Annotated in this window: 9 protein-coding genes and 1 pseudogene; 7 read left to right on the top strand and 3 right to left on the bottom strand. The window is 61.9% G+C overall.

Annotated elements, in window-relative coordinates:
- Window positions 1–139 precede the first annotated feature (139 nt).
- The 3 genes from LIY36_RS18835 to LIY36_RS18825 are packed head-to-tail and all read left to right on the top strand — an operon-like array spanning window position 140 to window position 5,623.
- Window positions 140–1,351: a TolC family protein gene (locus tag LIY36_RS18835; RefSeq protein WP_226456582.1), complete on the top strand. Its 1,212-nt coding sequence runs from the start codon at window positions 140–142 to the stop codon at window positions 1,349–1,351.
- Window positions 1,352–1,369: 18 nt separating this feature from the next.
- A complete protein-coding gene (locus tag LIY36_RS18830; RefSeq protein ID WP_226456581.1) occupies window positions 1,370–2,476 on the top strand; it encodes an efflux RND transporter periplasmic adaptor subunit in 1,107 nt (368 codons plus the stop codon).
- An 18-nt stretch (window positions 2,477–2,494) separates the two neighbouring features.
- Window positions 2,495–5,623: a CusA/CzcA family heavy metal efflux RND transporter gene (locus LIY36_RS18825; protein WP_226456579.1), complete on the top strand. Its 3,129-nt coding sequence runs from the start codon at window positions 2,495–2,497 to the stop codon at window positions 5,621–5,623.
- Window positions 5,624–5,754: 131 nt separating this feature from the next.
- Here LIY36_RS18825 and LIY36_RS18820 read toward each other — a convergent pair whose 3' ends face one another.
- The 3 genes from LIY36_RS18820 to LIY36_RS18810 form a co-directional block, all read right to left on the bottom strand.
- On the bottom strand, window positions 5,755–7,155 hold the full coding sequence (locus tag LIY36_RS18820) for a heavy metal sensor histidine kinase (RefSeq protein WP_226456578.1): 1,401 nt from the start codon (window positions 7,153–7,155) through the stop codon (window positions 5,755–5,757).
- Window positions 7,152–7,826 carry a heavy metal response regulator transcription factor gene (locus LIY36_RS18815; protein WP_192297818.1) on the bottom strand — a complete coding sequence of 225 codons (675 nt, stop codon included), beginning with the start codon at window positions 7,824–7,826 and terminating at the stop codon, window positions 7,152–7,154. Before LIY36_RS18815 ends, LIY36_RS18820 begins: the two co-directional genes overlap by 4 nt.
- A gap of 342 nt (window positions 7,827–8,168) precedes the next feature.
- Complete coding sequence (locus LIY36_RS18810) at window positions 8,169–9,488, bottom strand: OprD family porin (RefSeq protein WP_226456577.1); 1,320 nt, start codon at window positions 9,486–9,488, stop codon at window positions 8,169–8,171.
- Window positions 9,489–9,712: 224 nt separating this feature from the next.
- Between LIY36_RS18810 and LIY36_RS18805 the strand changes: the two genes are divergently transcribed.
- The 4 genes and pseudogenes from LIY36_RS18805 to LIY36_RS18795 all read left to right on the top strand — a co-directional run bounded on the left by LIY36_RS18805 (window position 9,713) and on the right by LIY36_RS18795 (window position 12,103).
- Complete coding sequence (locus LIY36_RS18805) at window positions 9,713–10,045, top strand: DUF2790 domain-containing protein (RefSeq protein WP_226456576.1); 333 nt, start codon at window positions 9,713–9,715, stop codon at window positions 10,043–10,045.
- Between the two features lie 63 nt (window positions 10,046–10,108).
- A pseudogene (locus LIY36_RS27900) lies at window positions 10,109–10,927 on the top strand (PAS domain-containing protein); the annotation flags it as partial.
- 108 nt (window positions 10,928–11,035) lie between these two features.
- Entirely contained in the window at window positions 11,036–11,467 is a 432-nt protein-coding gene (locus tag LIY36_RS27895) for a methyl-accepting chemotaxis protein (RefSeq protein ID WP_412547865.1), read from the top strand.
- Window positions 11,468–11,527: 60 nt separating this feature from the next.
- Window positions 11,528–12,103, top strand: a complete 576-nt coding sequence (locus LIY36_RS18795; RefSeq protein WP_226456574.1) for a flavin reductase family protein — start codon at window positions 11,528–11,530, stop codon at window positions 12,101–12,103.
- The last annotated feature ends 1 nt before the right edge of the window (window position 12,104 follow it).

Below are 12,104 nucleotides of genomic sequence, written 5' to 3'. Positions count from 1 at the left end.
TGGTGCGACCTGCGGCCCCCGCCCAAAGTGCCAGCCCAGAGCCATTGCTGTCGGATTTGTAATCTTTTCTCCACCGCCCTGATAAGTCGCGAGCGCTACATTCCAGCCGCTTGTACTTCATGGGCGTGGAACTCTCGTTATGCCAATTTCCGTTAAACATCTGCTGGGGGCGACGTTGTTGTGGGTGGCTGCCAATACTGCCCAAGCGCAAACCCTCACCCTCGATTCCGCCTTGCAAAATGCCTTCGCCAACCACCCTGACCTCGCCGCTGCGCAGTGGGACATCGACATCGCCGAGGGCGGCCGCCAGCAGGCCGCGCTGATACCCAACCCCGTGCTTTCCGTGGATGCCGAAGACACCCGCCGTGACACGCGCACCACCAGCGTCAAACTCAGCCAGACCCTGGAGTTGGGCGGCAAGCGCGGCGCGCGTATCGATGTGGCCACTCGTGCTCAGGACGCCGCCGCACTGACCCTGGAGCAGCGCCGCAATACCCTGCGCGCCGACGTGATCGACAGTTACTACGGCGCCCTGCGCGCCCAGGAGCGCCTTGACCTCGCGCAGCGCTCCCTGAAGCTGGCCGAACGTGGCCTGGTGGTCGCCAACGGTCGCGTGACGGCGGGCAAAACCTCGCCGGTGGAAGCCACCCGCGCCCAGGTGCAAGTGTCGCAAATCCGCCTCGAATTCAACCGTGCACAGATGGGCCTCAACGATGCCTATCGCCGCCTGGCCGCCAGCACCGGCAGCGCCGTCGTCGATTTCCAGGGTGTCGCCACGCAAAACCTGCCATTGCCTCCCGCCGCCCAGTTGCTGGCGCGCCTTGAACAGACGGCCGAACTGCGCCTGGCCGAATTGCAGATCCTGCACAGCGAAGCCAGCGTCGGCCTGGAAAAAGCCCAGCGCATCCCCGACCTCGACGTGTCGATCGGCAGCCAATACGACGCTGGCGCGCGTGAGCGGGTGAATCTGGTCGGCCTGTCGATGCCGCTCCCGCTGTTCAACCGCAACCAGGGCAACGTGCTCGCTGCCAGTCGTCGCGCCGACCAGGCCCGCGACCTGCGCAACGCCACCGAACTGCGCCTGCGCACCGAAACCCGCCAGGCCCTGGACCTGTGGCAAACCGCCGATAGCGAAGTGCGCACGTTCAACCAGCAGATCCTGCCGGCCGCCCAAAGCGCGGTGGACAGCGCCACCCGTGGTTTCGAGATGGGCAAGTTCAACTTCCTCGATGTCCTCGACGCCCAGCGCACGCTGATTGCCGCTCGCACCCAATACCTCGCCGCCACGGCCCAGGCCACGGAGGCCTGGGTGCGCATCGAACGGATCTACGGCGACCTCACCCGTCTTTGATTTTTCCTGGAGCTTTCTATGAACCACAAACATGGCGTAGCGCTCGCCGTCGCCTTGAGCCTGCTGCTGTGCAGTGTTGCCAAGGCCGCTGAAGAAGAAGGCGAACTTGAACTCACCGAGCAGCAGATCCAGGCCGCCGGCATTCAACTGGCCCAGGCCCAACCGCGCTCGCTCAGCACGCTGCTGACCGTGCCGGCAGAGGTGCGTTTCGACGAGGACCGCACCTCGCACATCGTCCCGCGTACGGCGGGCGTGGTGGAGTCGGTGCAGGTCAATCTCGGCCAGTCGGTAAAAAAGGGTGAGCTGTTGGCGGTGATCGCCAGCCAGCAGATTTCCGACCTGCGCAGTGAACTGGCCGCCAGCCAACGCCGGGTCGAACTGGCCCGCACCACCTTCCAGCGTGAGCGTCAGTTGTGGCAGGACAAAATCTCTGCCGAACAGGACTACCTGCTGGCACGCCAAACCCTACAGGAAGCCGAAATCGCCCTGAACAACGCCCGACAGAAGATGAGCGCCCTGAGTGGCAGCGCTGTACTCGTCGGAGGAAATCGCTACGAATTGCGCGCGCCATTTGCCGGTGTGGTGGTGGAAAAACACCTCGGCGTCGGTGAGGTGGTCAGCGAAACCAGCAACGCCTTCACCCTGTCGGACCTGTCCCAGGTGTGGGTCACCTTTGGTGTGTTTCCCAAAGACCTGAACAAGGTCCGCGTCGGCAAACCCGTCAAGGTCAGCTCCAGCGAAATGGGCACCGAAGTCCGTGGCACCGTGGCCTACGTCGGTAATCTGCTCGGCGAACAGACGCGCACCGCCACCGTTCGCGTCAGCGTGCCGAACCCCGAAGATGCCTGGCGCCCCGGCTTGTTTGTCAGCGTGCAACTGGCCACCGAGAGCTTCCAGGCGCCGGTCAGCGTGCCCGAGGCGGCGATCCAGACCGTCGAGGACAAACCCTCGGTGTTCGAGCGCACCGAACACGGGTTTGTCACCCGCCATCTTGAACTCGGTGTCAGCGAAAACGGCTACGTCGAAGTGCGAAAAGGCCTGGAAGCCGGTGCGCAAGTGGCGACGGTTGGCAGCTTCATCCTCAAGTCCGAACTGGGCAAGGGCTCCGCCGAGCACGCCCATTGATCCTGCGAGTGATTCCCCATGTTTGAGCGCCTTATCCAATTCGCCATCGAGCAGCGCATCATCGTGCTGTTGGCGGTGCTGTTGATGGCCGGTGTCGGTATCGCCAGCTATCAGAAGCTACCCATCGACGCAGTGCCTGACATCACCAACGTGCAGGTGCAGATCAATTCGGCGGCGGCGGGTTTCTCGCCGCTGGAGACCGAACAGCGCGTCACCTTTCCCATCGAAACCGCCATGGCCGGCCTGCCGGGGTTGCAGCAGACCCGTTCACTGTCGCGCTCCGGGTTGTCCCAGGTAACGGTGATTTTCAAGGACGGCACCGACTTGTTCTTCGCCCGCCAACTGGTCAACGAGCGCCTGCAAGTCGCCCGAGAACAATTGCCGGTTGGCATCGAGACTGCAATGGGGCCGATTTCCACAGGCCTTGGGGAAATTTTCCTATGGACCGTGGAGGCCAAGGACGGCGCACTCAAGGACGACGGCACGCCCTACACGCCAACCGACTTGCGCGTGATCCAGGACTGGATCATCAAGCCACAACTGCGCAACGTGCCGGGCGTGGCCGAGATCAACACCATCGGCGGCTTTGCCAAGGAATACCAGATCGCCCCCGACCCCAAGCGCCTGGCCGCCTACAGCTTGACCTTGAACGACCTGGTCACCGCGCTTGAGCGCAACAACGCCAACGTCGGCGCCGGTTACATCGAGCGCAGCGGCGAGCAACTGCTTATCCGCGCACCGGGGCAGGTGGCGTCGATCGACGACATTGCCAACATTGTCATCACCACGTCGGACGGTACGCCGATTCGTGTGCGAAACGTCGCTGAGGTCGACATCGGCCGTGAGATGCGTACCGGCGCCGCCACCGAAAATGGCCGTGAAGTGGTGTTGGGCACGGTGTTCATGTTGATTGGCGAAAACAGCCGCAGCGTGTCCCAGGCCGTGGCGGAAAAACTCGCACAGATCAACCGATCACTGCCCGAAGGCGTGGTGGCGGTCACTGTGTATGACCGCACCAACCTGGTCGAAAAAGCCATTGCCACCGTCAAGAAAAACCTCTTCGAAGGCGCACTGCTGGTGGTCGCGGTGCTGTTCCTGTTTCTCGGCAATATCCGTGCGGCGCTGATCACCGCGATGGTGATCCCGCTGGCGATGCTGTTCACCTTTACCGGCATGTTCACCAACAAAGTCAGCGCCAACCTGATGAGCCTCGGTGCGCTGGACTTCGGCATCATCGTCGACGGCGCGGTGGTGATCGTCGAGAACGCGATCCGTCGCCTGGCCCATGCGCAGCAGCGTCACGGCCGCTTGTTGACCCGCAGCGAGCGCCTGCACGAAGTGTTCGCCGCCGCCAAGGAAGCACGGCGGGCGCTGATTTTCGGGCAACTGATCATCATGGTGGTGTACCTGCCGATCTTCGCCCTCACCGGCGTGGCCGGGAAAATGTTCCATCCCATGGCCTTCACCGTGGTGATCGCCTTGCTCGGCGCGATGATCCTGTCGGTGACGTTCGTGCCGGCTGCCATTGCGCTGTTTGTCACCGGCAAGGTCAAGGAAGAAGAAAACCTGGTGATGCGCACTGCACGTCGGGCCTATGCGCCGGTGTTGGAGGGGGTGATGGCGCGGCGGCCGCTGGTATTCGGCCTGGCGCTGCTGAGCATCCTCGGCTCCGGGGTGCTGGCCAGCCGCATGGGCAGCGAATTTATCCCCAGCCTCAGCGAAGGTGATTTTGCCCAGCAGGCCCTGCGCGTGCCCGGCACCAGCCTGACGCAATCGGTGCACATGCAGCAGCAACTGGAAACCACCTTGATGGCCCAGGTGCCGGAAATCGAGCGGGTGTTTGCCCGCACCGGCACCGCGGAAATTGCTTCCGACCCGATGCCGCCGAATATTTCCGACAGTTACGTGATGCTCAAGCCGAAGGACCAATGGCCAGACCCGAGCAAATCCCGTGAAACCCTGATTGCCGACATCCAGCGCGCCAGTGCAATTGTGCCGGGCAGCGCGTATGAACTTTCGCAACCGATCCAGCTGCGCTTCAACGAGCTGATTTCCGGAGTGCGCAGTGATGTGGCAGTGAAGGTGTTTGGGGATGACATGGCGGTGCTCAACCAGACCGCCGACGCCATCGCCGATACGCTCAAGGGCCTCGATGGCGCTTCGGAAGTGAAGGTGGAACAGACCTCTGGCCTGCCGGTGCTGACCATTAATATCGACCGCGACAAGGCCGCACGTTTTGGCCTGAATGTCGGTGATGTCCAGGACACCATCGCCGTGGCCGTCGGAGGACGCCAGGCCGGAACCTTGTACGAAGGCGACCGGCGTTTTGCCATGGTCGTACGTTTGTCCGACGCGCTGCGCACCGATATTGACGGCTTGTCGCGACTGTTGATCCCGGTGCCCGCAAACGCATCCGGCCAGTTGGGCTTTATCGCCTTGTCCCAAGTGGCCAGCCTGGACCTGGTGCTCGGCCCCAACCAGATCAGTCGCGAAAACGGCAAGCGCCTGGTGATCGTCAGCGCCAACGTACGCGGGCGTGACATTGGCTCGTTTGTGGCCGCGGCCGAAGCGGCAATCAATGCCAAGGTCAAGGTGCCGGCGGGTTACTGGACCACCTGGGGCGGCCAGTTCGAGCAGTTGAAGGAAGCCTCCGAACGCTTGCGTATCGTGGTGCCGGTGGCGCTGCTGTTGGTGTTCGGGCTGTTGTTCATGATGTTCAACAACCTCAAGGACGGGCTGCTGGTGTTTACCGGGATTCCGTTCGCGCTGACGGGTGGGATCATGGCGCTATGGCTGCGGGATATTCCGCTGTCGATCTCGGCGGGGGTGGGCTTTATCGCGTTGTCCGGGGTGGCGGTGCTCAACGGGCTGGTGATGATTGCGTTCATCCGCAACCTGCGCGAGGAAGGGCGCTCGCTGTCGGTGGCGATCAACGAAGGTGCGTTGACCCGTTTGCGCCCGGTGTTGATGACGGCGCTGGTGGCGTCCCTCGGGTTTATCCCCATGGCGCTTGCCACTGGCACCGGCGCCGAAGTGCAACGGCCGCTGGCGACCGTGGTGATCGGCGGGATTATTTCCTCGACGTTGCTGACCTTGCTGGTGCTGCCGGCGTTGTACCAATGGGCACACCACAAAGAACAAGACTGACGTGTAGTGAGCGGGCTTGCCCCGCGCCGGGCGGCGAGGCCGCCCCAAATCCAGGCACCTCGGTCTCCCTGAAACATCGCGGCGGCGTTATTGGGGCGGCTTCGCCGCCCAGCGCGGGGCAAGCCCGCTCACTACTTAGGCTGGTCGCGGGGGAGGGGGAATATCAGGCGGAACGAGGTGATGCCACCCGGTGGGCTGCGTACCTCGGCCTGGCCCTGGTGCAGGGTCATGATCGAGCGCACGATGGCCAACCCCAGGCCGGTGCCGCCTTCGGTGCGGGCGCGGCTGTTGTCGGCGCGGTAGAAACGCTCGAACAGGTGCGGCAAATGCCGGGCGTCAATGCCCGCGCCGGGGTTGCTGACGGACACGGACACCTGTTGCGCATACGTTTCCACCAGCAGGGCAATGTGCCCACCGCGCGGGCTGTGGCGGATCGCGTTGGACAGCAGGTTGGAGAGGGCGCGCTGGATCATCAGGCGATCACCCTGTACCTGGGCATCGCCGCTGAGGGTCAGGTTGAGCTGTTTGTCTTCGGCGCTCAGGGCAAATAATTCCATGACCCGACGGGCTTCATCGGTCAACGACACCGGCACAAACGAGGCACGCGCCGCCGGGTGGCTGACCTGGGCCAGGAACAGCATGTCGGACACGATGCGTGACAAACGCTCCAGCTCCTCGGTGCCGGATTCCAGCGCGGCCTTGTATTCCTCCGACGGCCGTTGGCGTGACAGTGTGACCTGGGCTTTGCCCATCAGGTTGGTCAGGGGCGCGCGCAGTTCGTGGGCCAGGTCGTCGGAGAATTGCGACAGTTGCTGCACGCCCGCGTCCAGGCGGTTGAGCATCACGTTGAAGCCCTGGGCCAGCTCGCGCAGTTCCTGGGGCAGGTTGTCCAGGGCCAGGCGATGGGTCAGGTCCTGGGTGGTGACTTGGGCGGCGACGTGGCTGAACTGCTTCAACGGTGCCAACCCGCGCTGCACCAGCCACCAGGCGCCCATGCCGATCAATAGCAACAACAAGGGCAATGCCACCACCGTGGCACGCAGGTAGGCGCTGAGCAGGGCCTGGTCGTCCATGCGGTCCAGGGACAGCAGCACGCGCACGCGTTCGCCACTGGCCAGGCGCATCAGGCTGGACGCGCTGAGCACCTGGTTGCCGTCGCTGTCTTCCCAGTTGAGGTAGCCGAGGGTTTCCCGGTGCGGGTAGTCGGTGAGCAGCGGCACCTGGGGCTTGGCACCGACGCTGAGCAGCACACGCTCGTCGGGCGCGGTGCCGACGATGCTCAGGTAGAAGTTATCGTGGCCGACGACCAGGTCCAACAGCGAGTGCGGGCGCGCGCGGATGTCGCGAGCGTCCAGGCCCTGGGCGAGGCTGTGCTGGATCTGTTCCATCTTGCTTTCCAGACCCTTGCGCGCAAGTTTTTCCAGCTCATGGGTCAGGGCCAGGTAAGCCAGGCTGGCCAGCAGCAGCACCAGGCCGGCACCCATCAGGCTGACCGTCAGGCCGAGGCGCATCGACAGGCTTCCGGTCTTCATGGGCGCGCTTCCAGCACGTAGCCGACGCCACGAATGGTGTGGATCAACTTGACCTCGCTCTGGTCATCCACCTTGGCGCGCAGGCGGCTGATGGAGACTTCCACCACATTGGTGTCGCAGTCGAAATTCATGTCCCACACCAGGGAAATAATCTGCGTGCGGGTCATCACTTCGCCGGTCTGGCGCATCAGTACCTGGAGCAGGGCGAACTCTTTGGTGGTCAGGTCGATCCTGCGGTTGCCGCGATAGGCGCGATGGCGGCGCGGGTCGAGTTCCAGGTCCGACACGCAGAACACTTCCGGCTGTGGGATATGTTCACTGCGTCGCAATAACGTACGCACCCGCGCGAGCAATTCGGGAAACTCGAAGGGTTTGACCAGGTAATCATCGGCCCCCATGTCCAGGCCCTTGATCTTGTCATCCAGGCGCCCACGGGCGGTGAGCATCATCACGCGCTGGCTGCCGTCGCGGCGCAGTTGTTCGAGTACTTCCCAGCCATCCTTGCCTGGCAGGTTGACGTCGAGAATCACCAGTTCATAGGCATGCTGCCGGGCCAGGTGCAGGCCGTCGATACCGTTGGCGGCGCAATCGACCACGTAGCCGCTTTCAGTCAGGCCTTGCTGCAAATAAGCGGCGGTTTTTTGCTCGTCCTCAACCACAAGGATACGCATGGGGGGTTTACCTTTTTCGAAAAGAGAAGGGAGTCCATTTCCTTATGGAGGCTGTTGTTGGGGGAGTAGGAAAATTCTGAACCGTGAAGTGACTTCAGGGTCAACTGCGACGTTCTGTCGCAACTAAGTGAGCACGCAAAAAAAACGCCCCAATGGGGCGTTAAAAAATCCATCTCTTTCCAAAGGAGCTACACAAAAGCTTCAGAGATGAATGTGCTCGGTGTTGCAAGTTGAAGCCAGTCTATAAAGTTCAACTTAACGAGAAGGTGAGGCCAATATTACAATTTTGATAACTGGCTAGTTGTGAACAGATGTTAGTCAAGCGCGAACGAATGTAATGATTCAGAGAATCGCCAGCGGGTATTCGGCAATCAAGCGCACTTCTTCCAGGTCCGACTCGAATGCACTGGAACGCACCGTGGCTTGGCGCAAGCGCAGCGACAGGTCTTTCAAGTTGCCACTTTGCACCACATATTTGGCTTCGATGTCGCGCTCCCAGCGGCGCTGATCGGTCAGTGGGTCGCCTGCTGCATCGCGGCGCATATACACCGCGTTGGCGTTGCTGTAGTCGGCGCCTGTGCCTTTGCCGTAGCGGGTCATGAACGACAGGCCGGGAATGCCGAACGGCTGCATGTCCAGGTCGTAGCGCACCATCCACGAACGCTCCTTGGGGGAGTTGAAGTCGCTGTATTGGATCGAGTTGTTGAGGAAGATCGAGTCCGACTGGCGCAGGTAATCGAAGTCGTCATCACCGTTGTTGCGCTGGTGCGACACGGCCACGCTGTGGGCGCCCATCTTCACGCCGAGCCTGGCGCTCCAGATGGTGTTGTCGAACTCACCCAGCCGTTTCTTGCCCTCATCCACCGCCTTGTAATAGTTGAAGTCGCCGAACAGCGAAACCTCATCGTTCAGCGGGTAGTTGGCGGCGCTGCCGAAGTAGTACTGGTCCCAGGCGTCCTTCAAGCGGCTGCTGTACAGGCTCAGGCTCAGGTGTTTGTTGAGTTGGTAATCACCGCCGAAATAGCCGATCCACGGTGAGTCGACCTTGCCCGCATAGAACGTCGCAAAGCCTTTGTCCATGCCGCTCTCGGTGGGCTGGCTCATACTGCTCAAGCGTCCGCCTTGCAGGCTCAGGCCCTCCAGGCTGGTGTTTTGCGCGGTCACGCCACGAAAGCTTTCCGGCAACAGCCGCGAGTCGCCGTACGCCACCACCGGCGTGAGCGGGAACACGTCACCGGCCTTGATCACGGTGTCCAGCACGCGCAATTTTGCGGCGCCGCCGAATTTACTGTAGTCGGACTCTGGATGGTTGCCGCTGTCCACCGGCAGCACGCCAAACGAGCCCTTGCCGCCGCTGCGGCCGGTGCCCGAGTCGAGCTTGAGGCCGTACATGGCAAACGCGTCCAGGCCAAAACCGAGCGTGCCCTGGGTAAAGCCGGATTCGAACTTGCCAATGAACCCCTGCGCCCAGGCTTCGGAGTAGCCATTGCCGGTAGGGCTGGACTGGCCCTTGCGGTCATCGCGGTTGAAGTAGAAATTGCGTGCCAGCACGTTCACGCTGCTGCCTTCGATAAAACCTTCGGGCTTGTCTTCCACGGCCACGGCGGCCAGGGGCAGCGCCGCAATCAATGAAAAGGGAAGGGTGTAGTAAGCACTGTGCATGTTGCGCTCCTCGGTATTGGCAGTGATCAGCTTCTTATAGAGGTGGGCGTTCTTATTGATTTGGCCCGGGCTGATAGTTGCAAATCACAGATAACAGTGAAGTGGCACGCACATTACAATTTTGGAATCTCACGGTTACCTAACAAATAAGTAATGTTCTGGTGAACGTCGCGTCAGGGTTCGCTCGTTACTCTGGGCACTCAACTTTGAGCGAGGAACTTGTGATGAACTTTTATAAACTTGGCCTGGGTGTATTGGCGGCAGTCTTGTCGTTCGGTGCTTTAGCCGAAGGCGGCGGCGACCGGACCTTTGCCTTGATGATGGAGCGCAATGAAAAGGCCATGGCCGATTACGCCGCGCGCAATGGCAAGCCCGCGCCCCAGGTGCAGGTGTATCGCTACGGCATGCCACTGGATATTGCCAAGGTGGTCAGCGTGACGCCGCCGATCAGCGGCTGCCGCCCGGTGCCGTCGCGCATGACCTATGAAGACTCCAGCGGCAAGCTGACGACGCTTGAGTATCAAGTGATGGGCGCGTGCCGCAGCAATGGCGGCTGAGGGGAGCAAAAATATAGTTGGGCCCGGGGCTAAAGGCCTATTAAGAAAACGCCGGCAGGGCCGATGCAGGTCAGATCTTTCTCTCCCATTGACCATTGGTGCCCCATGTTCAACACCCGCCTGAAGCAGGAGCTGTCCGCTCTTCGCGAAGAACTGTCCAGCTTGGAGCAGGTCAAGGAGAGCCTGGAAAGCGAGATGCTGTGCCTGACGCTGGACGCCGCAGGTCGTATTGAATGGGCCAATAGCAACTTCCTGCAAGAGTTGGGTTACCAGAGCACGCAGTTGTTGGGGCGCCCTGTTGAAGAGCTGGTGCCGGCCCATGTGCGCCGGGACGAGTTCCAGCAGCGCTTCAACAACGCCCTGACGCGTGGCGAACACTACGCCGGCACCGTGCGCTTGATGCGCGGCAATGGCGAGGAAGCCTGGCTGCGCTCGATCGTGCAACCGGTGCGCGGTTCGGACGGGCGCATCAAGCATTTTTCGATTTATTCCAGCGACCTCACGCGCACCATCGAGGCGTCGCGCGAGCATGAAAACCTGATTGCCGCGTTGGTGCGTTCCACGGCGGTGATCGAGTTCGACCTCAGTGGCCATGTGCTCACCGCGAATGATCGCTTCCTGGGCGGCATGGGTTACAGCCTGGCGCAGATCAAGGGCAAGCATCACCGCATGTTCTGCGAACCGGAGGAATACAACAGTGCCGAGTACCAGAACTTCTGGAAGCGCCTGAACAACGGTGAGTTTGTGGCAGCGCGCTTCAAGCGGATCGACAGCCATGGCCGCGTGGTGTGGCTGGAGGCGACCTACAACCCGGTGATGGACGCCACCGATCGCTTGTACAAAGTGGTCAAGTTCGCCACGGTGATCACCGATCAGGTCAACCGTGAGCAAGCGGTGTCCGACGCGGCCAACATCGCCTACGGCACCTCGCTGCATACCGATGAAAGCGCCCAGCGTGGCACCAGGGTCGTGACCCAGGCAGTGGACGTGATGCGTGACCTGGCCACGCACATGCAACAGGCCGGCGAAGGCATCGAGGCGCTGAATGCCCAGTCCCAAGTGATCGGCAGTATCGTCAAGACCATCAGTGGCATTGCCGAGCAGACCAACCTGCTGGCGCTCAACGCGGCCATCGAAGCCGCGCGTGCCGGTGAGCAAGGCCGTGGGTTTGCGGTGGTGGCCGATGAAGTGCGGCAATTGGCGTCACGCACCAGCAAGGCCACCGAGGAAATCGTCGGGGTGGTCCGTCAGAACCAGGACATGGCCCGCGACGCGGTGGCGCTGATGACCGACGGTCGCCTGCAAGCCGAGCAAGGCCTGGCCCTGGCGGCTGAAGCGGGCACGGTGATCGTCGAGATCCAGGACGGCGCGCAGAAGGTCGTCAGTGCGGTGGGCCAGTTCGCCAACCAGCTGACCAACTGACCCGTCGGGTTCATGCTTGAGGTATCGTAGGTTTTTTCTCGTTTGAAGAGCCGACCTTTCATGAGCCCGATCCACCGTCGCCCCGTTCCGCTGTCCAAGGCCTACCGCTTGCTCAACCACGGGCCGACTGTGCTGGTCAGCGCGGCGCATAACGGCCAGCGCAACATCATGGCTGCCGCCTGGGCGATGCCGTTGGATTTCGAACCGCCGAAAGTCGCCGTGGTGCTGGATAAGTCCACCTGGACCCGCCAGTTGCTGGAGGCCAGTGGCACCTTCGTGCTGCAAGTGCCGTGCGTGGCCCAGGCCGATCTCGTACAGACCGTTGGTAACACGACTGGCACCGAGACAGACAAATTCGCTACCTATGGCCTACAGGTGTTCAGCGGTGAACATACCGAGGCGCCGTTGCTGGAAGGTTGTGTCGCCTGGCTGGAATGCCGCCTGCTGCCTGAACCGCACAACCAGGACACCTACGATTTGTTCCTTGGCGAAGTGGTTGCGGCGTATGCCGATACGCGGGTGTTCAGCGACGGCCACTGGCACTTCGACGGCCAGGATTCGTTGCGTACCTTGCATCACATTGCCGGCGGCAACTTCCTGAGCATCGGCGCACCGATTATCGGGCGCCAGCTTTAAG

This window comes from Pseudomonas sp. AF03-9 (assembly GCF_020515815.1).
Classification (GTDB): domain Bacteria; phylum Pseudomonadota; class Gammaproteobacteria; order Pseudomonadales; family Pseudomonadaceae; genus Aquipseudomonas.
Note: the sequence above shows the minus strand (reverse complement) of the source record. Positions and strands in the feature narration are given on the sequence as shown.